Annotated in this window: 28 protein-coding genes; 17 read left to right on the top strand and 11 right to left on the bottom strand. The window is 64.7% G+C overall.

What is annotated here, in order from left to right; genetic code table 11:
* Positions 1 to 265 precede the first annotated feature (265 nt).
* From K0H49_RS12255 to K0H49_RS12240, 4 genes are all read right to left on the bottom strand, one after another.
* A complete protein-coding gene (locus tag K0H49_RS12255; protein WP_219212442.1) occupies positions 266 to 703 on the bottom strand; it encodes a hypothetical protein in 438 nt (145 codons plus the stop codon).
* Positions 704 to 775: 72 nt separating this feature from the next.
* Positions 776 to 1,018, bottom strand: coding sequence for a hypothetical protein (locus K0H49_RS12250; protein ID WP_219212440.1), 243 nt, complete (start codon positions 1,016 to 1,018; stop codon positions 776 to 778).
* A 115-nt stretch (positions 1,019 to 1,133) separates the two neighbouring features.
* Positions 1,134 to 1,433, bottom strand: coding sequence for a hypothetical protein (locus K0H49_RS12245; RefSeq protein ID WP_219212439.1), 300 nt, complete (start codon positions 1,431 to 1,433; stop codon positions 1,134 to 1,136).
* A gap of 121 nt (positions 1,434 to 1,554) precedes the next feature.
* Positions 1,555 to 2,103, bottom strand: a complete 549-nt coding sequence (locus K0H49_RS12240) for a hypothetical protein (RefSeq protein WP_219212436.1) — start codon at positions 2,101 to 2,103, stop codon at positions 1,555 to 1,557.
* Between the two features lie 264 nt (positions 2,104 to 2,367).
* On the opposite strand from K0H49_RS12240, the gene K0H49_RS12235 reads away from it, so the two are divergent.
* On the top strand, positions 2,368 to 2,826 hold the full coding sequence (locus K0H49_RS12235) for a RidA family protein (protein ID WP_219212435.1): 459 nt from the start codon (positions 2,368 to 2,370) through the stop codon (positions 2,824 to 2,826).
* A 34-nt stretch (positions 2,827 to 2,860) separates the two neighbouring features.
* Here the strand turns inward: K0H49_RS12235 and K0H49_RS12230 are convergent, their stop codons facing one another.
* Positions 2,861 to 3,886 (bottom strand): hypothetical protein, encoded by a 1,026-nt coding sequence (locus tag K0H49_RS12230; RefSeq protein ID WP_219212433.1) that lies wholly within the window; start codon positions 3,884 to 3,886, stop codon positions 2,861 to 2,863.
* Between the two features lie 158 nt (positions 3,887 to 4,044).
* On the opposite strand from K0H49_RS12230, the gene K0H49_RS12225 reads away from it, so the two are divergent.
* Complete coding sequence (locus tag K0H49_RS12225) at positions 4,045 to 5,262, top strand: DMP19 family protein (RefSeq protein WP_219212431.1); 1,218 nt, start codon at positions 4,045 to 4,047, stop codon at positions 5,260 to 5,262.
* A complete protein-coding gene (locus K0H49_RS12220) occupies positions 5,259 to 5,924 on the top strand; it encodes a DMP19 family protein (protein WP_219212430.1) in 666 nt (221 codons plus the stop codon). Before K0H49_RS12225 ends, K0H49_RS12220 begins: the two co-directional genes overlap by 4 nt.
* Positions 5,925 to 5,934: 10 nt before the next feature.
* On the opposite strand, the gene K0H49_RS12215 is transcribed toward K0H49_RS12220, so the two are convergent.
* Together K0H49_RS12215 and K0H49_RS12210 are read right to left on the bottom strand one after the other, a co-directional pair.
* Positions 5,935 to 6,363, bottom strand: a complete 429-nt coding sequence (locus K0H49_RS12215; RefSeq protein WP_219212428.1) for a hypothetical protein — start codon at positions 6,361 to 6,363, stop codon at positions 5,935 to 5,937.
* A gap of 14 nt (positions 6,364 to 6,377) precedes the next feature.
* Positions 6,378 to 7,394: a 1-aminocyclopropane-1-carboxylate deaminase gene (locus tag K0H49_RS12210; protein WP_219212426.1), complete on the bottom strand. Its 1,017-nt coding sequence runs from the start codon at positions 7,392 to 7,394 to the stop codon at positions 6,378 to 6,380.
* Between the two features lie 147 nt (positions 7,395 to 7,541).
* On the opposite strand from K0H49_RS12210, the gene K0H49_RS12205 reads away from it, so the two are divergent.
* Entirely contained in the window at positions 7,542 to 8,066 is a 525-nt protein-coding gene (locus K0H49_RS12205; protein WP_219212424.1) for an Lrp/AsnC family transcriptional regulator, read from the top strand.
* On the opposite strand, the gene K0H49_RS12200 is transcribed toward K0H49_RS12205, so the two are convergent.
* The 3 genes from K0H49_RS12200 to K0H49_RS12190 form a co-directional block, all read right to left on the bottom strand.
* Positions 8,063 to 8,746 (bottom strand): M15 family metallopeptidase, encoded by a 684-nt coding sequence (locus tag K0H49_RS12200; RefSeq protein WP_374122339.1) that lies wholly within the window; start codon positions 8,744 to 8,746, stop codon positions 8,063 to 8,065. The genes K0H49_RS12205 and K0H49_RS12200 overlap by 4 nt on opposite strands.
* 71 nt (positions 8,747 to 8,817) lie before the next feature.
* Entirely contained in the window at positions 8,818 to 9,786 is a 969-nt protein-coding gene (locus K0H49_RS12195; RefSeq protein WP_219212422.1) for a Bug family tripartite tricarboxylate transporter substrate binding protein, read from the bottom strand.
* A gap of 192 nt (positions 9,787 to 9,978) precedes the next feature.
* Entirely contained in the window at positions 9,979 to 10,866 is an 888-nt protein-coding gene (locus tag K0H49_RS12190; protein WP_219212420.1) for a LysR family transcriptional regulator, read from the bottom strand.
* A gap of 496 nt (positions 10,867 to 11,362) precedes the next feature.
* Between K0H49_RS12190 and K0H49_RS12185 the strand changes: the two genes are divergently transcribed.
* Complete coding sequence (locus K0H49_RS12185; protein WP_219212418.1) at positions 11,363 to 11,767, top strand: VOC family protein; 405 nt, start codon at positions 11,363 to 11,365, stop codon at positions 11,765 to 11,767.
* 103 nt (positions 11,768 to 11,870) lie between these two features.
* Here the strand turns inward: K0H49_RS12185 and K0H49_RS12180 are convergent, their stop codons facing one another.
* Positions 11,871 to 12,899: a GNAT family N-acetyltransferase gene (locus K0H49_RS12180; protein ID WP_219212416.1), complete on the bottom strand. Its 1,029-nt coding sequence runs from the start codon at positions 12,897 to 12,899 to the stop codon at positions 11,871 to 11,873.
* Positions 12,900 to 13,148: 249 nt separating this feature from the next.
* Between K0H49_RS12180 and K0H49_RS12175 the strand changes: the two genes are divergently transcribed.
* The 12 genes from K0H49_RS12175 (at position 13,149) to K0H49_RS12120 (ending at position 26,767) form a co-directional block, all read left to right on the top strand.
* Positions 13,149 to 13,532 (top strand): LPXTG cell wall anchor domain-containing protein, encoded by a 384-nt coding sequence (locus K0H49_RS12175; RefSeq protein ID WP_219212415.1) that lies wholly within the window; start codon positions 13,149 to 13,151, stop codon positions 13,530 to 13,532.
* Between the two features lie 237 nt (positions 13,533 to 13,769).
* Positions 13,770 to 14,417, top strand: coding sequence for a TetR/AcrR family transcriptional regulator (locus K0H49_RS12170; RefSeq protein WP_219212413.1), 648 nt, complete (start codon positions 13,770 to 13,772; stop codon positions 14,415 to 14,417).
* A gap of 300 nt (positions 14,418 to 14,717) precedes the next feature.
* Complete coding sequence (locus tag K0H49_RS12165; protein WP_219212411.1) at positions 14,718 to 16,016, top strand: aminotransferase class III-fold pyridoxal phosphate-dependent enzyme; 1,299 nt, start codon at positions 14,718 to 14,720, stop codon at positions 16,014 to 16,016.
* A gap of 52 nt (positions 16,017 to 16,068) precedes the next feature.
* Entirely contained in the window at positions 16,069 to 17,640 is a 1,572-nt protein-coding gene (locus K0H49_RS12160) for an ABC transporter substrate-binding protein (RefSeq protein WP_219212408.1), read from the top strand.
* A gap of 27 nt (positions 17,641 to 17,667) precedes the next feature.
* Positions 17,668 to 18,009 (top strand): hypothetical protein, encoded by a 342-nt coding sequence (locus K0H49_RS12155; protein ID WP_219212406.1) that lies wholly within the window; start codon positions 17,668 to 17,670, stop codon positions 18,007 to 18,009.
* 8 nt (positions 18,010 to 18,017) lie between these two features.
* Positions 18,018 to 20,282, top strand: coding sequence for a LamG domain-containing protein (locus K0H49_RS12150; RefSeq protein ID WP_219212404.1), 2,265 nt, complete (start codon positions 18,018 to 18,020; stop codon positions 20,280 to 20,282).
* Complete coding sequence (gene fabG, locus K0H49_RS12145; protein WP_219212402.1) at positions 20,282 to 21,073, top strand: 3-oxoacyl-ACP reductase FabG; 792 nt, start codon at positions 20,282 to 20,284, stop codon at positions 21,071 to 21,073. Before K0H49_RS12150 ends, fabG begins: the two co-directional genes overlap by 1 nt.
* Positions 21,074 to 21,075: 2 nt before the next feature.
* Positions 21,076 to 22,017, top strand: coding sequence for an ABC transporter permease (locus K0H49_RS12140; RefSeq protein ID WP_219212400.1), 942 nt, complete (start codon positions 21,076 to 21,078; stop codon positions 22,015 to 22,017).
* A 17-nt stretch (positions 22,018 to 22,034) separates the two neighbouring features.
* Complete coding sequence (locus K0H49_RS12135) at positions 22,035 to 22,946, top strand: ABC transporter permease (protein ID WP_219212398.1); 912 nt, start codon at positions 22,035 to 22,037, stop codon at positions 22,944 to 22,946.
* Positions 22,947 to 22,948: 2 nt separating this feature from the next.
* Positions 22,949 to 23,950, top strand: a complete 1,002-nt coding sequence (locus K0H49_RS12130) for an ABC transporter ATP-binding protein (RefSeq protein ID WP_219212396.1) — start codon at positions 22,949 to 22,951, stop codon at positions 23,948 to 23,950.
* Entirely contained in the window at positions 23,947 to 24,918 is a 972-nt protein-coding gene (locus K0H49_RS12125) for an ABC transporter ATP-binding protein (RefSeq protein ID WP_219212395.1), read from the top strand. The genes K0H49_RS12130 and K0H49_RS12125 overlap by 4 nt, the downstream gene beginning before the upstream one ends.
* A 37-nt stretch (positions 24,919 to 24,955) precedes the next feature.
* The gene (locus K0H49_RS12120; RefSeq protein ID WP_219212393.1) at positions 24,956 to 26,767 is read left to right on the top strand and encodes an NAD(P)/FAD-dependent oxidoreductase; all 1,812 of its coding nucleotides are present in this window, start codon (positions 24,956 to 24,958) and stop codon (positions 26,765 to 26,767) included.
* Positions 26,768 to 26,786: the final 19 nt, after the last annotated feature.

Below are 26,786 nucleotides of genomic sequence, written 5' to 3'. Positions count from 1 at the left end.
GTTCATCCGGTTCGGGGTTTTGAGTGGATTGGGCGTTTGGCGATTTCCAGTCTCTCAAAACTTCTCCGGGTGAACACCCGAAACAACCTATTGGGCCTTCACAGCTAGGCCATGCGTGGAGCGGGATGACGCTTGGCTTTGACGCGACGACCGGCAGCTTTGGAAAAAGTCGGGAGACCGCTTCGGGCCCATAGCGGTCTTACCCAGCGCTCGAAAGCGGCCGCCCGCGTCTGCCGCACGTAGCGAGCGCCATGCAATGCGAAGCTCAGCCTTCGGCATCCAACGTGCGGCGGCGTTCCAAAAACCGGTGAGCCAAGTCCCGGAGCATCTTCGGAAGGTCTGGCGTTTTCACAGTTTCGACCAGCGCCGACATGTACTTGGATCGCTCTTGGTCCGAAAGCTGACCATTGAGAATCCGATTCATCAGCAAGATGGCGTTGTAAGAGGGCCGTGTTCGCAAGGAGTCGAGCAGGCGCTCCGTGTAACTTGGATAGAACCCCTCTGTCAGATGTACAAGAGTTCCCGGCGCACCCATGTCGTCGAGGGGGTGCGCCTCAAAGAACGCGAAGATTGGCTCAAGCAATCCCTCATTTCTGTCGGACTCGGGCACAGCCTCCACGAGTTGGTCAACACGCAGCACAAAGTCCGTGGCAGCAGGGTCGAGTCGCAATAGCTGCTGTTCGAATTCTTTGAGGCTATTCATGGCATGAACTGGAGGGAAGGGCTGCTGTTGGCCGAATTCTGCCTCCCGAGGAGCGGGGCGCTGCGCCCCAAGCTATGCCTCTCTGGGAGGAAGGCGCCGCTTCGCTTCAGCGACCATCTCTTCAACGAGCTCAAGTGGAACGTCATGGTCAAACGTATTCAACGTCCACGTATGTTCGGCATCTGAATAAAAAATTTCGGCAACGACAGTATTTTTCCCCCGCAACGTCTGATGTAGTTCCAATCCCATACCGTCGCGCGGAATGTCACTGACCAGCAACGTCGTGTAGCGTGCTTCCCTGTGTTCTCGATCCATTGCCTGTCTCTTGCATGGTGGGTGATGGCTCTATGCCGAGGTTTTGACTGTCTGCTTCTGACCGAAGTCCGTCATCCTATTGACGGCCAAGAGGCTCCCATCCTTTCGGACATCACTACCGCCCATCGACCATCTGCATATATCGCCAGACGCCCCAAACCCCGCCCACACCGACACCCACCCCGACGCTCCAGCCCACGGAAATACCAACGACGAAGCTCAGGAAAAGCATCAGCGCGACCGATGCGAGACCGATGGACGTCAACGTGACGATGTCGAAGCGTGCGATCTCGCCCGCGTCCTCGGAGAATGCGCGGTCGCTGTGACCGCGCTTGCAGCGCTGTCTTCTGAAGAGCACGACGTCGACGATGAACTCGAAGAGTCCGACGACGACGTCCGTCAGTACGTTGAACATCAAGCCTCCTTTGAATGTCCGCCATTGCCAAAGCAGCCCAGCCGTGCGCTTGCATGCCGCGAAGTGACTTGCATGGCAGTCGCCTCAGGCATGAACGGCAAGGCACCACCGCCCTCTTCCGCTAGCGCTGCGCCACATCCTTGACGATCTCGTCGCAGATGCCCCGGATCTGGCTCTCGGTCATCGGTGCAAAGACGCCCTGGATGGCCGATGACGTCGTCGCGTACTTGCGCGTGCCGGCGAGCGCCGTCCCCGGCAATTCGGTGAAGAAGACGTCGGCGTCGATGTACGCATTGCCGGTCATGATTCCCACGGCGACGCGGGCGCCGCGCGTGATGTAGCGGTAGTCGTTGATGCGAACGGTGACGCGGGTCGAGGGCTGCGTGGCCGATACCGCTCCCACAGCGGACGACGCATCCAAGGGGGCGAGCGTCATGCCCGCGGCCTTGGTCGCCTCTTCCATGCCGATGAGCCATTCGTTGCGAAACTGCTCCCAGTCCTTCGATGCGGCCAACGCCTTGCTGCCCTGGACCTCGAGCGTGATCCGCTTGGCCGCGACCGGCGAGATCGCGAGTTGCTTGTCGACACTGCCTTGGCGCTGCACGTTGGCGGCACAGCCGGTGAGCACCAGAACGGCGGACAGGAACACCAGCTTGAGCGCAGAGAACATGGAATCGAGGTTTTCAGAGAAGAGGTGGAGAGGCACTGCGGTGCCTGCGGACCGACCCCGACCCTGAGAGGGCCACGGCGTCGATCCTTACAATTTGACACCAGGTCTCGCCGCATCCAGCACTGCGAGGCGCAAAAAATTGCACGGGTGCGGCGCGTCACCACATCCCGTATGTGACGCATCGACGTCCGGATTTCTTGCGGATACGCAAAAAGTCAGGGCAACCGCGTTAACCTCCAAGGCTTTTCCATCAGGAGTGATTTCATGAGCGTTTACGACAAGCTTTCCCAACTCGGCATCTCCCTGCCCCCCGTTGCCACGCCCGCTGCCGCCTATGTGCCTTTCGTGCAGACCGGCAAGCTGGTCTTCCTCTCGGGCCACATCGCCAAGAAGGACGGCAAGTCCTGGGTCGGCCAGCTCGGCGCGGACATCACGACCGAAGAAGGCAAGAAGGCTGCGCGCGCCATCGCCATCGACCTGCTCGGCACGCTGCACGCGGCCGTCGGCGACCTGAACAAGATCGTGCGCATCGTCAAGGTGATGAGCCTGGTCAACTCGACCGGCAGCTTCACCGAACAGCACCTGGTGACCAACGGCGCGAGCGAACTCTTCGCCGAAGTCTTCGGCCCGGAAAAGGGCGCGCATGCACGCAGCGCCTTCGGCGTGGCGCAGATCCCCACGGGTGCCTGCGTCGAGATCGAACTGATCGCCGAGATCGCCTGATCCGGACCCGCGCCCGGCCTGCCGCTGGTGCAGGCTAGCGGCGCTTCCAGCTCGAGACGGTGATGAACACACCGGTCTCCTGCGCATCGCGCAGCCGCACGCTGTAGCGGCCGGCGCCATCGGTGCCGTTGAACACCACCTCGCGGCCGCTCTGCTCCGGCCGCGCGCCCTGGGTGAGCGTGCGGTAGGCCTCGAACACGGTGTCGAGCGCGGCATAGCTGCGCAGCGTCACCTCGGCATCGGGAAGCTGCGGTTCGTCGCGTTGCGCGCGCTCGTAGGCCGTGCGCATGGGCTGGCCCGCCAGGCCCCTCGGCCGCACGATCTTGCCGGCGCTGGCCGTGCCGTTCACCTCGGCCGTCTGCAGCAGCAGGGGCCGCAGCGACGCCGGGAATCCCGGCGGCAGTTCGTCGTCGCGCCAGCCCGGCGTCGTCGGCTGGCCCGTGAGGTACTCGACCGTCGCGATCTTCTGCGCGTCCGCCGCCACCGCCGGATCGTCGCTCTCGGCCATCAGTGCCAGGGCGTCGGGCAGCGTCTTCGCCCAGACGACCAGCAGATCGGCATCGGCCTGCTTCGCGCCCGCGGGCTGGAAGATCGACAGCACGGCCTGTGGGGCCGGGTTGCACGCCTTGCGGTCGTCGCTCTTTGCCGGGGCCCGGCAGTGCCCATTGACCAGGCCCAGCGCCAGCAGGCGCCCTTCCCCATCGAGCAGCATGGCCGCGCGCTCCTCGCCATGGTCGCCGCCGTCGATGGACGCGATGACCGTGCGGCCATCGGGCCAGACGGTGCGCGTGATGTCGTGGCGCGAGCGCATGCCGGCGAGCACCTGGCTCGCGATCAGCCCATCGACCTCGTTGAAGCTGCCGCGCGCGTAGCCGACCATCTCGATCACGGCGCTGCGGACCTTCGTCTGCTCGCTGAGCCGCAGGCGCGGTGCGGGCACCGACGTGGTGACAGGGGTCGCCGCCTGGGGCGCCGGTGCCTGTGCGGCAGCATCGCCATGGAAGCCCGAGAGCACGAGAACGAGGAAGGCCGAGGGAAGCGAAGGAAAACGAAGATGCATGCGAGGCGCCGGGAGAGTGATGCGTCCGGCGCGCACGTGTCGTGCCGGATCAGGGGAGCGGATTCTAGAAGCCGGCCTCGCGGCGCACGCAGGGCGCGCCGCCTGCAGGCCCTTCGGCATACTCGTGCCACCGTCCTTTCTTTCGAATGGAAGCACCGTTGAACACCCCCACCCTTCGCCCCGCGATCGACTGGCCGGGCCTGCTGCAGGCCGCGCCCTACTTCACGTCCGCGATCATGGACACGCTGTCGCCGGAGCAGGCGCCCGAGGCCGCGCCGCTGGTGCGCGCCGCCTACTTCTACGACCTGTTCGACGGCCAGGTCTCGAATGGCGGCGTGATGCAGTACTTCTACAACCTCGCGCTGTCGACGCCCGGCTTCGCGCAGGTGCCCGCCTTCATCGCGCAGAACCCGCACCTGGCGCAGGCCCTGCCCTTCGTCGAGGCGGTGCATGCGGCCTGGGCCGAGGTGGCACCTGCGGTCGCGTCGGCGCGCGACAGCGACGAGTGGCCGGAGGCGCTGTTCTCCAGCCACCGGGCGCGCTTCGAGGCGCTGGAGAAAGACTTCTACGCCGTCAACCATGCGATCTCGCAACGGCTGTGCGCGGCCATCGTGCAGTCGCCGCACGACTACTTCGACGTCGCGGCCGTGCCCGGCCTGCCCGAGCGCGGCGTGGCGCACATCGCGCTCAAGGACGGCACGCACCGGCTGCGCTTCGAGGACGGTTTTCCGATCGGGCCCAACCTGCTCGAGCGCGGCGATGGCGACTGCGACGTGGTCTGGTTCTCGCGCGACCGCCAGCTGCTGCAGACCGAGACCGGCTACGGCGGCACGCGCACGCGGAACTGGCTGCACTACCCGAGCCAGGCCGGTGGCACCTGGCGCCTCAAGGGCGGCAAGCTGCAGTCGCACGAAGGCACGCGTGCGCTGTGGCACAAGCACGGCCTGCGCGAATCCATGCATGCCAACGGCGCGCCCAAGACCGCCTCGCTGTTCCGCGACAACCAGTCGCTGGGTGACGAACACTTCTTCGCCGACGGCACGCTGCAGCTGCGCCACGAGAAGCGCGCCGACGGCGAGCACCGCAGCCGCTACTGGCCCGGCGGTGCGCTCAACACCGAAAGCATCTACGACGAGAAAACGCGCCGCGAACGCTACCTGCAGGTGCTCGACCGCGACGGCCAGCCGCTGGCGCCCGAGGGCACGGGCCGGCTGCACCAGTTCCTCACCATCGAGAAGGGCGAGCACCGCTGGCGCGAAGGCGCGCTGGTCGACGGCTACCTCGAGGGCCCGGTGCGCTGGATGAAGGCCAAGGCCGACGGCAGCGAGGCCGCCGAGGTCAGCCGTGCCGTCTACCGCAAGGGGGTCGAGCGATGAGTGCGTCGGGGCTCGCGATCCGTTCGGTAGCCATCGATGCCACCCGGCTGGTGCTCACGCTGGCCGACGGCCGCGTGCTGCACGAGCCGCTCCAGCGCCACATCCGGCTGGAGAAGGCCACGCCGACCCAGCGGCTCGCATGGCAGCAGGTCGACGACGGCCATGGCCTGGTCTGGCCGGACCTGTGGCCGGCCTCGGCCGAGGGCATGGTGAACGTGCGCGACATCGTCTGGGATCAGCAGCTCGACCAGGCGCTGGCCGCCCTTCAGCAGGCCGGCTGGCAGGTCGATGCATTGCCGCCGCGCACGCAAGAACTGGTCGCGTTGTGGCGCCTGGAAGCCGACATCCACAACGGCGGCTTCCTTCAGTTCTTCTGCAACTGGGGTGAGGCCAATTGCCGCACCGCCATCGCCGCACTCGAGACCCTCGGCGCCACGCAGCGGCTCGCGTTGGTGCGGCGCATGCGCGCGGTGCTCGACAGGCTGGACGGATCGCCCGAGATCCGGCGCCTGATGGACCTCTACACGCAGCTCGACGAGGCCGAGCAGGCCGAACTCGAGACGCTGGACGAGGCGTACTGGGAATGCCCGGAGCGCCTCTCGGTGCTCGGCCTGAGGCACTACGGCAGCGCGCCCTCGCCCTCGCCCTCGCACTCGCCCTGATCGGAGCGCGCTACACCGCGGAGAGATTCGCCCATTCGATGTCGATCTCCGCATCCAGCTTCAGCGCGGTCTCACGCAAGGCATCCACGTCGTCGCCGCTGAGGCTCAGGTAGCGCCGCCCCGCCGGGGCGAAGGCACGCAACAGTTCGGGCACGGCGCGCCCCTTGCGCGTGACGGCCAGGATCGCGCCCTGCGTCGGCGCCATCAGCGCTTCGAAGCGGCTGTGCACACGAGCGCTCTCGCCGCGGCGCCAGCGCCCTTCGGCATCAACGCCGTCCTGCACCATCGCGGCCCAGTCGTCGATGCGCCACAGGTCGACGCCGAGGCCGTGCGAACGCGCGAGCACGGCGGCCACTTCCAGCGCCAGCTCGACGACCTCGACGCCGCAGACCCACTGCATGCGCCGCCCCGGTCCGGTCGCGCGCTGCAGCAGCTTCATGCCCTTCCTTCGCCTCAGCCGTTGCGGAAGAGAAAGCTGTAGGCGTTGAGCGCGGGCACGCCGCCCAGGTGCGCATACAGCACCTTCGAGCCCGGCGGAAACTCGCCGAGCCGGACCTTCTCGATCATCCCGTGCATCGACTTGCCCTCGTAGACCGGGTCGGTGAGCATGGCCTCCAGCCTGGCGCTCAAGCGGATGGCCTCGAGCGTGCCTTCGTTGGGCAGGCCGTACTCCGGGCCGCCGAAGCGCGTGTCGAGCACGACGTCCTGCGCCGTAATGTCACGGTCGAGTTCGACCAGCTGCGCCGTGTTCTTCGCGATGCGCAGGATCTGCTCATAGGTCTGCTGCGGCTTGGCCGAGGCGTCGATGCCGATCACGCGGTCGGCGCGGCCATCGGCTGCGAAGCCCACGACCATGCCGGCCTGCGTGCTGCCCGTCACCGCGCAGACCACGATGTAGTCGAATTGGAAGCCGAGCTCGGCCTCCTGTTGCCGGACCTCTTCGGCAAAGGCCACGAAGCCGAGCCCGCCCTTGGGATGCTCCGAGCAGCCCGCGGGAATCGGGAAGGGCTTGCCGCCGGACTGGCGCACGCTCTCCATCGCGTCTTCCCAGCTCTTGCGGATGCCGATGTCGAAGCCCGCGGCATCGAGCCGGACGTCGGCGCCCATGATGCGCGACATCTCGATGTTGCCGACCCGGTCGTACACCGCGTCGGAATAGTTGACCCAGTTCTCCTGGACCAGCACGCACTTCAGCCCCAGGTGCGCGGCCACCGCCGCCACCTGCCGCGTCTGGTTCGACTGGATGCCGCCGATCGACACGAGCGTGTCGTAGCCGCCTTCGAGCGCCTCGGGGATCAGGTACTCGAGCTTGCGCGTCTTGTTGCCGCCGAAGGCCAGACCGCTGTTGCAGTCCTCGCGCTTGGCATAGAGCTCGACCTTGCCGCCCAGATGCGCGCTCAGCCGCTTGAGCGGCTGGATGGGCGTCGGCCCGAAGGTCAGCGGATAGCGGGGGAATTTCTTCAGATTCATGGGCTGTGCTCCTGTGTGCGTGATCGGTGGGATGTGCATCGATCTTAGGAATTCGGCCGCGACACAGGGTTGCGAAATAGCGCTTGTTCATGGAATGGAAGCACCCTCAGAATCCATTCACCCTTCTGAAATTTCGAGAATGACCTCATGAGCACAACAAAACGCCGTCCCGCGAGTGTCGCGCCCACCCCGACGCCAAAGAGCGAACCGAAGGGCGAACTCGACCGCATCGACCGCGCCATCCTTCGCGCCCTGCAGCGCGACGCATCGGTCTCCAACGTCGCGCTGGCGGCCAAGGTCAACCTCAGCGCGCCGGCCTGCCTGCGCCGCGTCGAGCGGCTCAAGGCCATGGGCATGATCCGCGGCATCGTCGCCCTGCTGGAGCCGCGCGCGCTCGACGCCGGCATGCTGGTGATGATCGGCGTGGTGCTCGACCGCTCCACGCCCGAGTCCTTCGCCGACTTCGAGAAGGCGGTGCACAAGGTCTCCGGCTGCCTCGAATGCCACGTCGTGACGGGCGAGTTCGACTACTTCATGCTGCTGCGCACGCGCGACCACGAGAGCTTCAACCGGCTGCACGCCGAGCAGCTGCTCTATCTGCCGGGCGTGCGGCAGATCCGCAGCTTCATGGTGCTGAAGGAGGTGCTGTCGACGACGCAGTTGAGCGTCTAGTGCCTGAACAGGCCCTGGTCCAGCGCCGACTCTTCGACGGGGCCGTAGAGGCCATGCGGGTGACCCGTGACCACGGCCCAGTACCGATCGCCGAAAGACCAGTGCCACCACTCCGAGGGGTAGTTGACGAAGCCCGCGTGCGTCATGACCCCGATCAGCAGATCCCGATGGGCGCGCGCCTGTCGGCTGATGAATTCGGACGCCGTGTAGCAGCTCCCCGAGGACAGTTCATCGTTCGCGTTGACCGGGCTGCCCATCGCGAGTTCCATGCCGTCCGCCGTGGTCAGCGTCAGGTCGACGGCGGCACCGGTGGGATGAGCCGCCACCTCCGGCGGCGCCGCGTAGTGGGCGGCCAGTTCATGCAGATGGGCGTCGGTGGCGCTCGGGTACACCTCGCGCAGTCTCGCGACACGGCGCGTGAAATAGAGCCGCTGCAGCGCCAACGGCCGGTAGCCCTCCTTGATGAGCAGGCGCAGCCCCGTCGGCAGCCGGTCGGCGGCAGCGAACAGCCGTTGCGCGACGCCCAGGCGCACCTTCAGGAAGTGCGCGCTGGGATTGGAGACGCCGATGCGCAGGTGGTCCGCCAGCACGGGCATGCCCGCGGCGCCGAGATCGACGAAAGGCTCATCGCGCTCGACCAGGGGGATGCTGCGCAGGAGGGGATCGAACAGTGAGATCACGAGGGTTCAGGCACCGGAAAGGACGTGGGTCGGATCGCGCCTCGCAGGCGTGCGTAGGGTTCGCGCGGCGCTCAGCTGCCCTTGGCGCCCGTCATGCGCACCAGCTCACCCCACTTGACGCGCTCTTTCTCCATCAGGCTGCGGAAGTCCTCCGGACTGCCGCCGACCACGGTGGAGCCGATCTTGAGCAGACGCTCGCGGAACTCCTTCTCCTGGATGATGGCGTTGAGTTCCTTGTTCAGCCGCGCGATCGCCTCGATCGGCGTGCCGGGCGGGGCCACGAAGCCGCCCCAGGCGGTGATGTCGTAGCCCGGCAGGCCGGACTGCTCCATCGTGGGCACGTCGGGAAAGAGCGGCGTGCGTTCACGCGCGGTGACGGCGAGCGCGCGCATCTTTCCCGCGTTGACGTGGGGGCCCGCGACGGAGTAGTTGTCGATAAGGTAGGCCACCTGGCCGCCCATCAGATCGGTCATGGCCTGCGAGGCGGACTTGTAGGGCACATGGACCACCTGGATCCCGGTCGTCCGGTTGAACAGCTCGGCACCGATGTGGCCGGAGCCGCCCGCATCACCCGTGGCGAAAGACAGCTTGCCGGGGTTCTGCTTGGCGTGGGCGATGAACTCCTGGATCGAACGCACGGGCAGGTCGTTGTTCACGACGAACAGGCTCGCGGTCTTGGAGGTGTTGATGATGGGCTCGAGCTTGCGCGCGTCGTAGGGCAGCTTGGCGTAGAGGAACTCGTTGGTGGCCAGCGTGGCGTTGTTGCCGTAGCCGATGGTATAGCCGTCGGCCGGCGCGGCGGCCAGCGCAGCCATGCCGATCGCACCGGCGGCGCCGGGCCGGTTGTCGATCACGACCGGCTGGCCGACGCGCTTGGCGAGTTCCGCACCGATCAGGCGCGAGACGATGTCCGGACTGCCGCCGGGCGCCGAGGCCACGATGATCTTGATCGGCCGTTCCGGCCATTGGGCATGGGCGGCGGAAAACGCCAACGCGATCACCGTGCTGACGAAAAGGCGGCGCGTCGATGGGAACTTCATGGTCGCTTGTCTCCTGGTTCTGGTCGTGGATGCGGAACGCAGGCGGAGTATTGAAATAAAACGTCGTGGCGGCGATGGAAAAGAAGCGCGCAAGGTAGTCGTTTTGGAATACCCCGCAGCCCGCCGCCGCGCACGCCGGTGCGCGGTCCGCCATGCACGGCAAGCGTGCGCGAACCGATGGAGCCCGGCGGCTCAGGGCCGCTGGAACTGCGTCTGCAGCGTGGCGATGAAGGTGTCGAAGGCCACCGAGCGCACGGCAGAGACGCCATGGAACGCGACCACATCGAGGACCATGGCCGGCTCCAGCGGCCGGATGTGCAGATCGTGCGCGATGGCTTGCGCGGTGAACGCATCCACCAGCGCGAAACCGACACCCTGGCGTGCCAGCGCGGCCGCGATGTAGTAGGTGCGCGTCTCGATCATGGGCGACGGTTCGGGCAGGTGCAGACGGTCGCAGGTGTCGCGGATGCATTGCGCCAGCGGATCGTTGCCGCCGCTGCCGATCCAGCGCTGCGGGTCCAGCGCCGCCAGGTGCACGCAATCGCCCGCAACGGCGCCGGCGTCCGCTTCCGAGGCCACGTGCACCACCGGCACATCGCCCACCGGCAACCGCGCGAGCCCCTGGCGCAGGGGCATGTCGAAGGACACCGCGACATCGAGTTCGTGCACGAGCAGGCGCTCCAGCAGCTCGTCGCCATTGCCGGCGGACAGCTCGAGCGACACCCCGGGGCAGCGCTCCCGGAACGCCGCCATGGCGCAAGGGATCAGGCCCAGCCCCAGGCTGGGCAGGCAGCCGACGCGCAGATGGTCTTCGGGGTCGCGCTTGAGGTTGCGCACCAGGCGCTGTACGTTCTCGGCCTGAGCGAACAGCAAGGAGGTCTGCGCGAAGATCTGCTCGGCCTCGCGCGTGCGCACCAGCCGGCCGCGCACGCGCTGGAACAGCGTGATGCCCAACGCGTGTTCGGCCTGCACCAGGGCCTTGCTCGCGGCGGACTGCGACAGATTGAGCAGGTCCGCGGCGCCACTGGTCGAGCCGGTGCGCATCACCGCATGAAAGATCTCGAGATGGCGCAGACGCATGGTGGGAATCGGATGGCGCACGGTGCGAGGCAGGTCGGAGCGACGGGCAGTTTCGGGGCGACTGCCGTCATCGGCGAAGGTGTGCACGCGACGGCGCGGCATTGTAGGGCGCGTGCGCTGCGGTCCTCCATGCCGCATGGACGGGCCGACAGCACAGGGATCGATGACGCCATGGCCATGCACCTGATCGAGAACAGCGCCGATCAGCGGGAGTGCCCCCGCACTGTGCGCGGCGAGACGGTCGCACCGTGGTCGGGATGGACGAGGTCGATGGGCTGTCGCCCTGCTTCGACGACGGCGAACTGTTCGACAGGCATGCGATCGACATCTTCCTCAACTGCAACACGATGTACCCGACCACGCTGGCAGGTCGAGGACACTCGACTGCTGGCACGCACGGCCCACGCGGCCTTGCAGGAAATGGGGCTGTGGCATGCTCGCTCCGGGCTGCATCCCGACGGTCCAAGCCGTCATTCCAACGACCCGAGGAGCCCTGGTGTTCTCCCACGTCTTTGTCAGCGTCAGCGACTTCGAGCGCGCCCTGCGCTTCTACGGCCCGGTGATGGACAGCCTCGGCCTCGCGCTGCGCTTCTGCGAGCCAGACAGGCCCTGGGCGGGCTGGCACAGCGCCGGCGGGACGCGCCCCTTCTTCGTGATCTGCACGCCCCACGACGGCCAGCCGCATCACCCCGGCAACGGGCAGATGGTCGCGTTCGCAGCGGCGTCCAGGGAGGGCGTCCGAGCTGCCTACCGAACCGCACTGGCGCATGGCGGCACCTGCGAGGGCCCGCCCGGCCTGCGCCCCCAGTACCACGACCACTACTACGGCGCGTACTTCCGAGACCCGGACGGGAACAAGCTGTGCGTTGCCAGCCATGAGCCAGCAGTCGACGGTGCATGAGGCCGACGCCGCCTGAAGCCACGTGCAGGCAGCCGGTCGCCGTCCTTCTCGCCGGCCACCCGGCGCTCATGCGTGCAAGCGACAACCCATGGCGGGTGGCGGATCAGAGCGGCTTGCGGTAGACCCTGTTTCGATGCGATATCTCAAAGCCACACGCCTCGTAGATCTTGGTGGCGCCTGTCGCGTTGGCACTGTCGACCTCCAGCGCCGACTCCCTCATTCCCGCTCGGGCCTGAAGCTGCAAACTGTGGGCGATGAGCGCACGCGCCACGCCCTGTCTGCGCCAGGGCTTGCGCACGCTGATGAACTCGGTGTACCCGCGCAGGCGCCCGAGTTGGAGGTTCTCTGCCTCGCGCACGAACGCACGGACCTGCCCGACGACCTGATGGGATGTCGTATCCCATGCGACGCTCCACAGCCGAGGCTGGAAGACATCCTTGTCGGAGATCCAAGCCTCGTACGCAGCCTCACCAGGCTCGGTCCGGCCCCAATGCTCGCGCATGGCTTCAAGGTCAGCGGCCCATAGGTGCGCGTAGTGCTCTGGCGTCACTTGCCGAATCTCGAGGCCAGCCGGCAAGGTGAAGGCCGGCACGCCGTCGAGATTCCGGCGGGCCATGGAAAAGAGGTGGCGCGCGACCGCGTAGCCTGCGGAATCCATGAGGGCGGCGCGTGCAACTTCGCCCTCCGTCACATACACGTTGAAGAGCTGGCGGGTACCGACGGGAAATCGACGACCGACGATGCGTTGCCGGCTTTCAAGCCAGTTCAGCATGGCCCGCCCGATTCCTCGACGACGCCAGCCCGGTCCGACGACACCCATCTGGATATGGAGCACTGTTCCTCCGACTTCCTCTTTCCACCAGCCGCGCGCATACCCCGCCAGTTCTCCATTGACTTCAGCCAGTATGAGGTCGGTGTAAGGGTCGCAGTTGAGCAAGGACGCGTAGCTCTCGGCCATGCTTTCCGGCGTGCGCATGTTGTGCACACCGTCGAGCGCGTCTGATGCGTTCGCAACCTCTGCCATGGCTCGCAGGTCCGATACCCCGCTGAAGTGACGGAAGCGAAGGCCCGGGATCGAGGAGGTCATGTCGATGGGGATGTCGGAACCAGAACCGCTCGTCTGAAACTTCATTCTGGATCTCCTTTTTTTTCGCCGTCCATGCAGGCACCGGATGATGCGGCGCGCACGACCGGCAGGGCAAGCGAAAAGGCAGGGCGCTGTGAAAAGAACCGACAGGAACGAGCCGGGAAGCACTGCGTCCGGTGGACAGCATCAGCATCAAGTCTTGCCGGAAGCGCACGTACGCACTTCAGCATGCCCATGCGCCCACCCCGCCAAGTCGGATGGAAAAGTGGCACCGCCTGGGTTAACTTAGCGCCCATGAGAACATCCCCGCGACTCTGGGCCGCCGCCGCCGCCCTTGCACTGTGTTCACCCGCGGCCCTCGCCGACCCGCACGGCCTGCTCACGCTGGTGGTCGGTGTGCCCTTGCTGCTGGTCGCATCGGTCGTGCTGGGGATCCTGCTGCTCCTGCGCCACAGCGCGCCCGTCAAGATCGTGTCGATCGTGCTGTTTGCGCCCACGCTGGCCTACAGCCTGTACGTTGCGCTGGACGCCCTCACCCTGCTCAATGACATCGGCTCGGAAAACTCGATGATCGGCTTCGCCTTCTTCGGGCTTCTGGCGCTGGCCTGCCTTCTGTTCCTTCTGATCGTTCGCAGAAAGACCATCCAGACCGAGGCGAATGCGCAGCGTGAACGCTGAACACGATTCAAGCCGACCGAGAGAAATCCACCCGCTGCCTCGAACACCTGCACCATCACCGATCAGCGCTCCCCGGCGTCGCAGACCGAACTGCTCAGGTCGCAATTGCGTCATTCGCAATCTGACGACATCGAGCGCTGCATCAAGACGCCGCCTGCCGACCGACCCTGAAAGCCAGGCGCTACGATGCGCAGCAGATCGACGCTTTTTCGCGTGGACGTCTCAATGGCAAACTGAATGAACTCCGAACCCATCGCGAGGCCGCGCAGCGGACCCAGAAACCCTGTGCGAAAGCATGCACAGGAGCGATTCGACGCCTTGCTCGACGCGACAGAGCGCCTGCTAGCCGAAAGCCTCAACGATGAAGTGAGCCTGGCCCAGATCGCGGAACTGAGCGCCGTGCCACTGGCTTCGGTCTACCACTTCTTTCCGAATCGCAACGCCGCATTCGTCGCGCTTGCGCAGCGCTATCACACCGAACTCTGGCGTCTCGCCTCGCAGCCTCAAGATCCCGTTCCGCAGACCTGGCAGGAGATGGTCAAGCGCAATCAACTGCGGTCTTCGTCCTATCTCAACGAACATCCAGCCGCGCTGCGACTCTTCATGGGTGCGGGAGTCAGCGTGCAGGTCCGCAACCTCGACATGCACGGCAATACCGTGCTGACTCGCTTGAGGGTGGACCAGTTCTCCAGGTACTTCGAGACGCCGCCGATCTCGGACTTCGAACGGCGCGTGGGCGTGGCCCTCGCTATCTCGGATGGGGTGTGGGCACTTTCGTATAGCGCTCACGGACGAATCACGGACGACTACGTCGTCGAATCCGTTCGCGCTGCAGTCTCCTATCTGCGCTGCTTCATGCCCGAAGTGCTGACGCCCAGGACCTGAGGCCTGGTGCGTCCTGCATCGTGCTGGTTTTCCCTGTTGATAGTCGAATAATCTACAAGTAAGTTTCGGCTTGGCATTTTCCTTGCAGTACTTGCAGCGATACAGGGATTCCGCGCTTACTCACCTATACAAATGAGCCATTCAGGTGCGTTTCGCACCACATAGGCGAATTTGCTTTATGAGGGCGAATATCGATTGAAGTCGAATTTTCTATCAAGTAATATCGATTAACGATGCGAGTCACTCTGACTGCATTGCCAATCGCTTCTTCAACTTCAACCTCTTCAAGGACGAGCTCTCATGTGGACCAACACTCAGAACAAGGCGCTGAAGGCGCGTGCAGAGCGGGTCATCCCGGGCGGCATCTACGGCCACGAATCCACCCGCCTGCTTCCTGCGGATTTCCCTCAGTTCTTCCGGCGTGCAGCAGGCTCGCGCCTGTGGGATGTGGACGACAACGAGTACATCGACTACATGTGCGCCTATGGCCCCAACTTGCTGGGCTACGGCAATGGAAAGGTCGAGGCGGCCGCACGCGCGCAGGCCCTTCGAGGCGACACGATGACAGGGCCCAGCGATGCGATGGTTCGCCTCGCAGAACTGTTCGTCGATACCGTGACCCATGCCGACTGGGCCATGTTCTGCAAGAACGGCACCGACGCAACGGCCATGGCGCTCGTCTGCGCGCGAGCCTATCGGCAGCGCCGCAAGGTGCTGCTGGCAGAGGGGGCCTATCACGGCGCGTCGCCGTGGTGCCTGCCACAGACGGCTGGCGGCACAGCCGAAGACCGCGCACACATCATCCCCTTCCGCTACAACGACCTTGCCAGTCTCGCCACAGCCGTTGAATCAGCGGGTGATGACTTGGCAGGCATCTTTGCGACGCCGTTCCGGCATGAGGCTTTCAGCGATCAGTACCTGCCCGACGCAGCCTATGCGAGAGAAGTGCGCCGTATCTGCGATGAGCGCGACGCGCTCCTGGTGGTCGACGATGTGCGCGCAGGATTCCGCATGGCGCGTGACTGCAGCTGGTCGGCACTTGGCGTTCGACCCGACCTCAGCACTTGGGGCAAGGCGATCGCCAACGGCCATCCGATCTCGGCATTACTGGGATCGGACAAGGCGCGCGATGCCGCACAGCGCATCTACGTGACAGGGTCGTTCTGGTTCTCGGCCGTTCCGATGGAGGCCGCCATCGCCACGTTGCATCAGATCCGCGACACCGACTATCTGGAGCGCATTGCGCACACGGGACAGTTGCTCCGCGACGGGCTGGAGGCCCAATCTCGCAGTCACGGGTTCACGCTGCGCCAAACGGGTCCCGTGCAGATGCCGCAGATTTTCTTTGCCGACGACCCCGACATGCGCATCGGCTATGCATGGACGGCCGCCGCCATCCGGCGCGGCGTGTACCTTCATCCGTACCACAACATGTTCATCAATTCGGCGCTCACGCCCGAAGACGTCGCCCTGACGCTCGAGCGGACGGACGACGCTTTTGCCGAGTTGCGCAAGACGCGCAACGGACTGCCCGCGCAGGGCGACACACGCGTGATCGAACGCATTCGTCGGGCCGCCTTGGCCTCGGTACCGGCCTGACGGCGGTCCGCGCCCTCATCCTTCCCTCTCACCCCAGTTCCAGGAAAACCGCATGAAACGCAGAGATCTACTCAAGGCCGGCGCAGCCGGCAGCTTGTTCCCAGCGCTCGCGATCGGGCAGACAGCCAAGGTACTCAAGTTCGTGCCACAGGCCGATCTCGCGCTCCTGGATCCAGTGCAGACCACAGGCCTCGTCACGCGCAATCACGCGATGATGGTCTTCGACACGCTCTATGGGGTCGACAATCAGTTCCAGGCTCAGCCGCAGATGGTGTCGGGACATCAGATTACAGACGACGGAAAGACTTGGACGCTCACGCTGCGCGACAAGCTCACGTTCCACGACGGCACGCCGGTACTCGCACGCGATGCGATTGCCAGCATCGAGCGCTGGTCCAAGGTCGATGTGCTGGGCCAACTGATGCGCGGGCAGCTCGACGAGCTCAGTGCGCCGACGGACCGGACGCTGCGCTTTCGCTTCAAGAAGCCGTTTCCCCTGCTGCCGCTCGCACTGAGCAAGACCAGCGGTATGTGCCCGATCATGCCGGCACGCCTCGCGGCCACGGATCCCGGCGTACAGGTCACAGAAATGATCGGCAGTGGTCCGTTCCGCTTCGTCTCGGACGAGCGGGTGCCAGGGTCGCGGGCGGTCTATCAGAAGTTCGCAGGCTACGTACCACGCGAGGGCACACCGGCGTTTACCTCGGGCGCCAAGATCGCCTATGTCGACCGCGTCGAATGGCACACCATTCCCGATGCAGCCACGGCTGCGGCGGCCCTCCAGTCCGGCGAAGTCGACTGGTGGGAGCAACCTATTCCCGACCTGATCCCTGTGCTGCGCGGCCACAAGGACATCAACGTCCAGGTACACGACAAGGCCGGCTCGATGGCGATGATCCGGTTCAATCAGCTCAATGCGCCGTTCGACAATGCCGCCGTGCGTCGCGCCCTGCTCGCGGGCATCACCCAGTCCGACTACATGATGGCGGCGATGGGAGAAGACAAGCTGCGCTGGCGCGACAACGTTGGCTTCTTCCTGCCCGGAACGCCATCAGCCAACGATGCTGGGATGTCGGCCCTGACCAGTGCACGCAGCATCGACAAGGTAAAAAAGGACCTCGCCGCAGCGGGCTACAAGGGCGAGAAGATCGTCATGCTGGTGCCAACAGACTTTGCCGTTCTCAACGCGATGAGCGAGGTGGCGGGAGACTATTTCAAGCGCGTGGGTCTCAACCTCGACTACCAATCGTTGGACTGGGGTACCGTCTTGCAGCGCCTTGCCTCCAAGCAGCCCATCGACAAGGGCGGCTGGAGCGTCTTCTGCAACTTCGTTCCGGGCGTTATCACGACCGCGCCGCCGTTGCACACCTACATGCGGGGCACAGGTGCCAAGGGGCCCTTCGGCTGGCCTGCGAGCGCAAAACACGAAGCGTTGCTCGAGAGCTACTTCGGCGCATCGACCACGCCCGATCAACAGCGCATTGCCCGGGAGATGCAACTGCAAGCCTTCCAGGACGTGCCCTACATCCCGACGGGGCTCCTGCTCCAGCCCGCCGCCTACCGCAAGAGCATCAGCGGCATCCTGGATGGATCTCCGCTGTTCTACAACGTCAAGAAGGCGTGAGCCTTTCTCGTCCGGAACACCGCACCCATGCTCACAACCACTGCCCAGCAGGCCCACTATCCGATCGATCCGACGCGCCTGGATCTGGCACGCGAGTTTCGGCGCACACCACGCGGTCACTACAGCCATGAACTACAGCTGGTGCTCTACCGCATGCGCTGGTCCGGTGCGGGCTTGCGCCATGTGTTGCTCACGATGGAGCCCGGAAAGCGCTGGATGCTCGCGCAGCTGCCAGCCAGTCGCGGCGAGCCTCTCAAGACCTTCCCCGAACGCCTGTTCGAACGCCTCGCGGATGCCGAATGGGCCGTGTTCTGCCTGCGCTGGGAAGCGTTGACGGGTCACTCGCTCTCCAATCTGAATCTGGACTGACGCCCACCATGCTCAATACTGTTGCCGTGATCGGCTATGCCTCGCCATTGGAGGCCACGAGCGGGTCGACCGTGGAGTTCAAGCTCAGCAGCGAAACCCTGCGCAGCGCGCGGGTCGAAGTCGTGAAGATTCGCTGCGGCGACCCGGACCCTGCCGGCCCCGGGGTGAAGCTCCAGGCGATGCCGTCTGCCATCGACGGGGACGTCGGGCTGACGCATCAACCCATTCACCCAGGGTCGTGCGGTCTGGTCGACGACGCACCCGTTCTGAGAAACCTCCAGTCCTTCAGCGTCGGATGCTGGATCTGGCCGACCTTGCTCGCCGCCGGAGAGCAAACCGTCATCGCAAGGTGGCGGGCAGATACCGAGGAAGGCTGGCGCTTGGGCCTCGATGCCCAAGGCGGCGTGGCCTTCACGATCGGCACAACTTCAGGCGTGCACAGCGCCAGCACCGGGCGGTCGCTCATGGAGCGCGAGTGGGCCTTCGTGGGCGCGAGCTTCGACGCCCTGACCGGCGAGATGCGCGTCTTTCAACACAGTCTCGACCGCTCAGGTGGACGGGACTGCAGCGGCCTCGGTGCCGGCTCGGCACCGAGGCAGGTCGCGTGGCCGCGTTCGATCGCACTGAGCTTCGCCGCGCATCTGCGCGATGCGGGTGCCGAGCGGCTTGGCGCGGCGCACTTCAACGGCAAGATCGATCGGCCTCGCCTGCATGCAGCGGTACTCGGTGCCGACGCGCTGAAGGCCAGCGCCGCAGCGCTCCGCCCCGAGCGGGGCAATCCGGACCTCGTGGGCGCCTGGGATTTCTCCGATGCGATCGGAAGCGACGGCTTTTGCGATCACGCTGCCCACGGTCTTCGCGGCACGCTGCGCAATGCGCCCACCCGGGCCGTGACCGGCTCCAACTGGAATGCCCGCACGCTGCATTGGACGGAGGTGCCCGACGAGTACGGCGCCATCCATTTCCACGACGACGATATCGACGACTGTGACTGGAGCACCTGCCTGTCGCTCCAAATCCCGGAAGAATGGTCCTCTGGATTCTACGCCCTGCGGCTCACTGCGATCGACGTTGGAGGACAGCGCGTCGAAAGCCACGTTCCCTTCTTTGTAGGCGCACAAGCAGGCAGGCCAAGCGCGCGACTCGCCTTCGTTGCATCCACCGCCACCTTCCTCGCCTACTCGAACAGCGCCATCCGGCTAGATCTCCAGCCGACCGAAGCGATGCTCGAACAACTGCTGGTGCTCGGTCTGGACGATGCCTACCTTCAGGAGCATCGCGAGCTGGGCCTGTCGACCTACGACACGCACAGCGACGGCAGTGGCTGGTGCTACGCGAGCGCGAAACGCCCCATCCTGAACATGCGGCCCTATGGCGGCGGCTACTACCAGATGGACACGCGGATCATCGACTGGCTCGATCAGACCCGGATTCCCTACGACGTGATCACCGACGAAGCGATTCACCGCCACGGTGCTCAGTTGCTCGCGGGCTATGGCTGCGTGGTGACCGGATGCCATCCGGAGTACTACACGCAACAGATGCTCGATGCCTTCGAGACCTATCAGAACAATGGCGGCCGTCACGTTTACCTGGGCGGAAATGGCTTCTATTGGCGAACCGCTTTCCATCCGGCAAAGACGGGCTGCATTGAAATCCGGCGCGGACTCACAGGCACGCGCACCTGGGAAGGAGAGCCCGGGGAGAACGGGCTGTCCACCACGGGCGAACCCAGCGGACTCTGGCGCAGCAATGGACGCCCGCCACAGCGGTTGGTCGGCGTGGGCTTCGATGCACAGGTCTTTGACCGGGGATGCGCCTATCGGCGCCTTCCAGACAGCCAGGACGAACGCGCCGCCTTCATCTTCGAAGGGATTGGCCGCGAGGAAGTGATCGGCGACTTTGGCCTGCGCGGTGGCGCCGGGGGGCATGAGATCGACCGCGTCGATGCGCGTCTGGGATCTCCGCCGAACCTCCTGCATGTGGCGACGGCAGACGCCTTCGGCTCGGGCGGACTCGCTTCTCCCGAAGAGTTCGGCGTGAGCCATCGGGGTCTCGGAGGAGACCAAAACGCGCAAATTCGCGCGGACATGACCTTCTTCCCGACCTCGCACGGCGGTGCCGTGTTCACGACTGGCTCGATCGCCTGGGGCATGGCCCTCTCGCACAAGGACTACGACAACAACGTCAGCCGAATCACCGGCAACGTACTGCGGCGTTTTCTCGATCCCTCGCCGTTCGAGGGCTTCGAGCCGGCATCGGAGGTTGCCTAATGTTCGCGACCATGCAGGGCCGAACGGCCATCGTCACCGGCGCTAACCGCGGTATCGGCCGCGGGATCGCCGCGCGATTCTCGGCGGCGGGCATGAATGTGCTCGTCGCTGCCCGGAGCCAGGCGGACGCGGAGCGCGCCGCCCGCGAGATCGGCGGCAGCTGTTCCGGCGTTGCCGCGGACGTCACCGATCCGAAGTCCATGCAGGCCATGGCAACGAGCGCGCTCGAGCGCTATGGCGCCATCGATGTTCTTTGCGCCAATGCGGGCATCTTTCCGCGCGCCAGGGTCGATGAGATGACCGCGAGCGATTTCGATGCCATGACCGACGTCAACCTGAAGGGAACCTTTCTCTCCGTTCAGGCCTGCCTGCCTGCAATGAAGGCGCAGCGTCAGGGCCGCATCGTCATCATCGGCTCGATCACCGGCACCACCGGTGGCTACCCCGGCTATGCACACTACGGAGCCAGCAAGGCCGGCCAGCTCGGCTTCATGCGGTGTACCGCCATCGAGCTCGCGCCATGGCGAATCACCGTCAACGCCGTGCTGCCGGGCAATGTGCGGACGGAACATCAGTCGGACGAGAAAAGTGCCTACCAGGAGAAAAAGCTTCGGATGAGCGCGCTTCGCCGACTGGCGACGGTGGACGACATCGCCAACGGCGCGCTGTTTCTGGCGAGCCACGAAGCGGGCGCGATCACCGGACATGCGCTGATCGTTGACGGCGGACAGAGCCTGCCGGAATCACCCTCCGCAGTCGATGAGGCTTGGGCAGCCGCCGGGAGTGCATGAGCATGTTCGCCTACATCCTCCGCCGTGCCGGCGCCGCCCTTCCAGTCATGGCACTGGTGGCCTTTTTCATCTTCAGTCTGCTCTACCTGGCACCAGGTGATCCCGCCGCGATGATTGCAGGCGACCAGGCCACGCCGGAAGATCTGGCGCGCATCCGCGAAAGCCTCGGCCTGTCCCGGCCGTTCCTCGCGCAATTCGGTGACTGGGCCTGGCGCGTCCTGCATCTGGACCTGGGCAAATCGATCTTCACCGGCACGCCCGTGACCGCGCTCATTGCACAACGGCTCGAAGCCACTGGGTCTCTGCTCGTCATGACGCTCGTGCTCGCAGTGACCGTGGCAGTACCGCTGGGTGTGATCGCAGCATGGAAGTCGGGCAGTTTCTTCGATCGCGCGATCATGGCCTTCGCGGTCTTTGGATTCTCCGTGCCGGTGTTCGCCATCGGCTACCTGATCGCGTGGATCTTCGCACTGCAACTTCAATGGCTTCCGGTGCAGGGTTACGTGCCTTTCTCGGAAGGGTTCTGGCCATGGCTGCAGCGGCTCATCCTACCGGCACTCACCATGAGTTTCGGCTACGTCGCGCTCATCGCCCGAATCACCCGCACGACGATGCTTGAAGTCCTACAGCAAGACTACATCCGCACTGCGCGCGCCAAGGGTCTGGCCAGCAAGGGCGTGCTGTTCGTCCACGCGCTGAAGAACGCCTCGGTGCCAATCGTGACGGTGATCGGCCTGGGCATCGCCATGCTGATCGGTGGCGCCGTTGTCACCGAAAGCGTCTTCGCCATCCCGGGCATTGGTCGCCTGACAGTGGACGCCATCCTGCGCCGCGACTATCCGGTCATCCAGGGCGTCGTGCTCATGTTCAGCTTTGCCTACCTGCTCATCAATCTGTTGATCGACGTCTCCTACACGCTGCTCGATCCGAGGATCCGGTATTGAACTCCCTTCATTTCCCCATGCAGGTGCAGAAGGCGGTCTCGGACCCGCCATCGCATGCACCCGCCCTGACCGAACTGCTGCCGCCAGTGGTGCGTCGCACAGGATGGCGCGGCCACCTGCGTCGCCATCCCACCATCGCCATCGGTGGCGGCCTGCTGCTGATACTGCTGCTGATCGGCATCTTCGCGCCATGGCTTGGAACCGTGGATCCGAGCGTGATCGCGCCCGCCCGCCGCACACGGGCACCTTCGCTCGAGCACTGGTTTGGCACCGACATGCTGGGGCGGGATGTCTACTCCCGAGTGTTGTGGGGCACACGGGTCTCGTTGATCGTCGGCTTCTCGGTCGCCCTGATAGCCACCGCGGCCGGGCTCGCTATCGGACTGCTTTCCGGCTTCGTGCGATGGGCTGATGGTCCCGTCATGCGGTCGATGGACGCCCTGATGTCGATTCCACCGATCCTGCTGGCCATTGCCCTGATGGCGCTTACGCGAGGCAGCATCGGCAACGTCATCATCGCGATCACCATTGCCGAAATCCCGCGCGTCGCCCGCCTTGTGCGGGGCGTCGTCCTGTCGCTGCGTGAGCAAGCCTATGTGGATGCAGCGATCACGACCGGTACACCGACACTGCGCATCATCTGGCGGCACATCATGCCCAACACCGTCGCCCCCATGATGGTCCAGGCGACCTACATCTGCGCCAGCGCAATGATTATCGAAGCGATGCTTTCCTTCATTGGCGCGGGTATTCCGCCGTCCACGCCTTCGTGGGGAAACATCATGGCCGAGGGTCGCGCGCTGTGGCAGGTCAAGCCCTACATCGTCTTTATTCCAGCCGTGTTCCTGTCGCTCACTGTGTTGGCCATCAATCTGCTGGGCGATGGACTGCGCGATGCGCTCGACCCTCGTCTGGCGAAGGGAATCTGAACATGGCGCTGCTCGAAGTCGAAGATCTGCGCGTCCATTTTCGGACGCCGGACGGAGTGAATCGTGCCGTGGACGGGGTGTCGTTCCACGTGAACGAAGGTGAAACACTGGCGATCGTCGGAGAGTCGGGCTGCGGAAAATCCGTGACGTCGATGTCCCTTCTGCGTCTATTGCCCGAGCCGCCCGCAAAGGTGGCCGGCCGCATTCGGTTCATGAACCGGGATCTTCTTGCATTGAATGACGCCGAGCTGCGCGCAGTGCGCGGCAATGAGATCTCCATGATCTTCCAGGAGCCGATGACGAGCCTCAACCCGGTGTTGACTGTTGGTTTTCAGATTGCAGAGACGCTGCGGCTGCATCAGAAGCTCGATCAGCGCGCGGCCGCCAAACGCGCCACGGAAATGCTCCAGCTCGTCGGAATTCCGGCGCCGGAACGCCGGTTGCATGAGTATCCACATCAACTCTCTGGCGGCATGCGACAGCGCGTGATGATCGCCATGGCACTGGCATGCAACCCGAAGCTGCTGATTGCCGACGAACCGACCACGGCGCTGGATGTGACCATTCAGGCGCAGATCCTGGACCTCATGGCCGAACTGAAGCATCGCACCGGCGCGGCCATCGTTCTCATTACGCATGACCTCGGCGTTGTCGCAGACGTGGCCGAGCGCGTGATGGTCATGTATGCGGGTCGCAAGGTGGAAGAGGCCCCCGTGGACATGCTGCTCGCCAATCCACGCCACCCCTATACCCGTGGTCTTCTTGCTGCTATCCCGAAAACTGGCGCCTCGCAGCATCCGCAGAAGACGCGGCTGACGGAGATCCCAGGCATGGTGCCAAGCCTCAAGCAGCGCATCGACGGCTGTCTTTTCGCCGGCCGCTGCGCCCAGGCCACCGACCTCTGTCGAACAGTTGTTCCGGCCTTGCAACCCAAGGCTCCTCTGCATCTGGCTGCGTGTCATCACGCGCTGGCCGAAATGCCTGTTGCGGAATTCGTCTCATGAGCCATCTTCTCGAAGTCAAAGACCTGAAGAAGCACTTCCCGCTCAAGCGCAGCTGGTTGGGCGCCTCGACCGGCAGGGTGCATGCGGTGGACGGCGTGTCGTTCCACGTCGAACGTGGCGAGACATTGTCCTTGGTGGGCGAATCGGGTTGCGGAAAATCGACAGTGGGCCGATCCATCCTGCGGCTCTTCGACCTGACCGAAGGAGAGGTGCGACTCGACGGCGAGCGCATCGACAACCTCTCGCCGCGACAGCTGAGACCGGTGCGGCAGAAGTTGCAGGTCGTTTTCCAGGATCCGTTCGCAAGCCTGAACCCACGTTTGACGGTTCGCGAAGCATTGGCCGAGCCGATCTCCAACTTCGAATCCGGCGTGACCTCCGAAGCGATGCAGTCCCGTGTCGACAAATTGCTGGATCTCGTGCGTCTTCCTCGAGACGCCGGCCGCCGTTATCCGCATGAATTCTCGGGCGGACAGCGGCAACGAATCTGCATCGCGCGTGCCTTGGCGTCGAAGCCGAAACTCGTGATCTGCGATGAAGCGGTCTCCGCGCTGGACGTGTCGGTGAAGGCTCAAATCGTCAATCTACTGCAGGATCTGCAGGACGAACTGGGTCTGGCACTGCTGTTCATCAGCCACGACCTCGGCATTGTCGAGCACATGACCCACCGCGTCGCCGTCATGTACCTTGGGCGAATCGTCGAACAGGGCACCGCCCAGAGAATCTTCGCTGCACCGAAGCATCCGTACACGCAGGCGCTGCTCTCGGCCGCACCGGGAAACGCCAAAGCCGGCAAGCGCATCGTCCTCAAGGGTGACGTGCCGAGTCCGGTCACCCCGCCGCAGGGATGCCATTTCCACACCCGCTGCCCCTATGCCTTCGATCGCTGCCGCGTCGAGGCACCTCGGCTCGAGAACCAAGGCGATGGGCACCTCGCCGCATGCCACCTCCAGGCCCTGCCGGTCTGATCGCAAACTCCACACCGCCCTCGCAGGCCTCAGGATCATGGACGCAACTACCTCGAATTCTTCTGTGCGGCAAGCCACCGAATGGCTCACCGCTTTCGGCAGCACGCTGGCACAGCGCAAGCTCGATAGGCTTCCGACCTTCTTCGCCGATGACTGTTTCTGGCGCGACTTTCTGGCATTCACCTGGAACATCAAGACCGTCGAGGGTGTCTCCTCCGTTGGAGAGATGCTCGCACACGCCTTGCAACTGTTCGACGGCTCGCCGAGCTGGGCGCTGGACAAGGACAGCGTCCAGATCGAAGGAGACACGCTGCTCGCCTGGTTCAATTTCGAGACGCCAGTTGGCCGCGGGCAAGGCCATTTCCGTCTGCGCGAAGGAAAGTGCTGGACCTTCTTCACCGCACTTCGTGAACTGAAAGGCTTCGAAGAGAGGAAAGCCCGCCGCCGCCAACTGGGGACCAGCCATCGCTACGGGCCGGGTCGCATCACCTGGCTCGAGCGCCGCGAGCAGGAAGAAGCGAATCTCGGATACACCGAGCAGCCTTACTGCGTGATCATCGGCGGCGGCCAGGGCGGCATTGGTTTGGCGGCACGGCTGCGGCGCCTCGATGTACCGACCATCGTCATCGAACGCAATGCGCGCGCCGGCGACTCCTGGCGTCATCGCTACAAGTCATTGTGTCTTCACGACCCTGTCTGGTACGACCATCTTCCCTACCTGCCCTTCCCGGAGGATTGGCCTGTGTTCACGCCCAAAGACAAGCTTGGCGACTGGCTCGAGGCCTACACGCGGATCATGGAGATCAACTACTGGTCCTGCACCGAATGCACGAGTGCACGCTACGACGAGGTGGCCGGCGAATGGACGGTAGACGTCATGCGCGAAGGAGAGCCGGTGGTACTGCGCCCGAAGCAACTGATCTTTGCGCTCGGCGTGTCGGGCTATCCCAGTACGCCTGTCATCGAGGGCCACGACGAATTCCAGGGCGAGCAATGCCATTCGAGCGCCTATCGGGGTGGAGATGCCTACCGCGGCAAGCGCTGCGTGGTGCTCGGATCCAACAACTCTGCGCACGACATCTGCGCCGACCTCTGGGAACACGGCGCCGAAGTGACGATGATCCAACGCTCTTCAACGCTGATCGTGAAGTCCGACACCCTGATGGAAAAGGTCATCGGCAAGCTCTATTCGGAGGATGCGCTCGAGCGGGGCATAGACGCCGACCGCGCCGACCTCATTCAGGCATCCACGCCGTTGCGGATCGCTCCGACGCTCAGCAAGCCGATCTATGAACAGATCGAAGAAGCCGATGCACCCTTCTACGCCCGCCTGCGCAAGGTCGGGTTCATGCTTGACTTTGGCGAGGACGGGTCCGGGCTCCATACGAAGTACCTTCGCCGCGGATCGGGCTACTACATCGACGTGGGCGCATCCGAACTGGTGGCGGACGGGTTGATCGATTTGCGCAGCGGCGTCGGCATTGAGCGCATTCAGGCCGACGGCGTGGTACTGACCAACGGCGAGAAACTGCCGGCCGATCTGCTGGTATACGCGACCGGCTACGGTTCCATGAATGCCTGGGTTGCAGACATCGTGTCACCGGAGGTCGCTGACCGCGTGGGCAAATGCTGGGGCGTCGGTTCAGGCACGGCCCGCGATCCAGGCCCCTGGGAAGGCGAACTCCGCAACATGTGGAAACCCACGCAACAGCAATCCCTCTGGTTCCACGGCGGCAACCTGAGCCAGAGCCGACACTACTCGCTCTACTTGGCGCTGCAGATCAAGGCGCGCATGGAAGGTCTTTCGACACCCGTTTGGGGCCTCCAGCCGGTGCATCACGCGAGATGAATGGCAGATGGCTCATCGA

The organism is Variovorax boronicumulans (assembly GCF_019352895.1).
GTDB lineage: Bacteria > Pseudomonadota > Gammaproteobacteria > Burkholderiales > Burkholderiaceae_C > Variovorax > Variovorax boronicumulans_A.
This window is presented reverse-complemented; position numbering and strand designations above follow the sequence as displayed.

What these genes read in the sequence shown, in the direction of transcription:
- K0H49_RS12150 (WP_219212404.1), top strand. Translation starts at nt 18,018, where the DNA reads ATGCTCAATACTGTTGCCGTGATCGGCTATGCCTCGCCATTGGAGGCC.
- K0H49_RS12240 (WP_219212436.1), bottom strand. Translation starts at nt 2,103, where the DNA reads ATGTTCTCTGCGCTCAAGCTGGTGTTCCTGTCCGCCGTTCTGGTGCTC.
- K0H49_RS12245 (WP_219212439.1), bottom strand. Translation starts at nt 1,433, where the DNA reads ATGTTCAACGTACTGACGGACGTCGTCGTCGGACTCTTCGAGTTCATC.
- K0H49_RS12170 (WP_219212413.1), top strand. Translation starts at nt 13,770, where the DNA reads ATGAACTCCGAACCCATCGCGAGGCCGCGCAGCGGACCCAGAAACCCT.
- K0H49_RS12235 (WP_219212435.1), top strand. Translation starts at nt 2,368, where the DNA reads ATGAGCGTTTACGACAAGCTTTCCCAACTCGGCATCTCCCTGCCCCCC.
- K0H49_RS12220 (WP_219212430.1), top strand. Translation starts at nt 5,259, where the DNA reads ATGAGTGCGTCGGGGCTCGCGATCCGTTCGGTAGCCATCGATGCCACC.
- K0H49_RS12140 (WP_219212400.1), top strand. Translation starts at nt 21,076, where the DNA reads ATGTTCGCCTACATCCTCCGCCGTGCCGGCGCCGCCCTTCCAGTCATG.
- K0H49_RS12190 (WP_219212420.1), bottom strand. Translation starts at nt 10,866, where the DNA reads ATGCGTCTGCGCCATCTCGAGATCTTTCATGCGGTGATGCGCACCGGC.
- K0H49_RS12155 (WP_219212406.1), top strand. Translation starts at nt 17,668, where the DNA reads ATGCTCACAACCACTGCCCAGCAGGCCCACTATCCGATCGATCCGACG.
- K0H49_RS12210 (WP_219212426.1), bottom strand. Translation starts at nt 7,394, where the DNA reads ATGAATCTGAAGAAATTCCCCCGCTATCCGCTGACCTTCGGGCCGACG.
- K0H49_RS12205 (WP_219212424.1), top strand. Translation starts at nt 7,542, where the DNA reads ATGAGCACAACAAAACGCCGTCCCGCGAGTGTCGCGCCCACCCCGACG.
- K0H49_RS12255 (WP_219212442.1), bottom strand. Translation starts at nt 703, where the DNA reads ATGAATAGCCTCAAAGAATTCGAACAGCAGCTATTGCGACTCGACCCT.
- K0H49_RS12165 (WP_219212411.1), top strand. Translation starts at nt 14,718, where the DNA reads ATGTGGACCAACACTCAGAACAAGGCGCTGAAGGCGCGTGCAGAGCGG.
- K0H49_RS12180 (WP_219212416.1), bottom strand. Translation starts at nt 12,899, where the DNA reads ATGAAGTTTCAGACGAGCGGTTCTGGTTCCGACATCCCCATCGACATG.
- K0H49_RS12130 (WP_219212396.1), top strand. Translation starts at nt 22,949, where the DNA reads ATGGCGCTGCTCGAAGTCGAAGATCTGCGCGTCCATTTTCGGACGCCG.
- K0H49_RS12175 (WP_219212415.1), top strand. Translation starts at nt 13,149, where the DNA reads ATGAGAACATCCCCGCGACTCTGGGCCGCCGCCGCCGCCCTTGCACTG.
- K0H49_RS12215 (WP_219212428.1), bottom strand. Translation starts at nt 6,363, where the DNA reads ATGAAGCTGCTGCAGCGCGCGACCGGACCGGGGCGGCGCATGCAGTGG.
- K0H49_RS12125 (WP_219212395.1), top strand. Translation starts at nt 23,947, where the DNA reads ATGAGCCATCTTCTCGAAGTCAAAGACCTGAAGAAGCACTTCCCGCTC.
- K0H49_RS12195 (WP_219212422.1), bottom strand. Translation starts at nt 9,786, where the DNA reads ATGAAGTTCCCATCGACGCGCCGCCTTTTCGTCAGCACGGTGATCGCG.
- K0H49_RS12160 (WP_219212408.1), top strand. Translation starts at nt 16,069, where the DNA reads ATGAAACGCAGAGATCTACTCAAGGCCGGCGCAGCCGGCAGCTTGTTC.
- K0H49_RS12120 (WP_219212393.1), top strand. Translation starts at nt 24,956, where the DNA reads ATGGACGCAACTACCTCGAATTCTTCTGTGCGGCAAGCCACCGAATGG.
- K0H49_RS12230 (WP_219212433.1), bottom strand. Translation starts at nt 3,886, where the DNA reads ATGCATCTTCGTTTTCCTTCGCTTCCCTCGGCCTTCCTCGTTCTCGTG.
- fabG (WP_219212402.1), top strand. Translation starts at nt 20,282, where the DNA reads ATGTTCGCGACCATGCAGGGCCGAACGGCCATCGTCACCGGCGCTAAC.
- K0H49_RS12135 (WP_219212398.1), top strand. Translation starts at nt 22,035, where the DNA reads ATGCAGGTGCAGAAGGCGGTCTCGGACCCGCCATCGCATGCACCCGCC.
- K0H49_RS12250 (WP_219212440.1), bottom strand. Translation starts at nt 1,018, where the DNA reads ATGGATCGAGAACACAGGGAAGCACGCTACACGACGTTGCTGGTCAGT.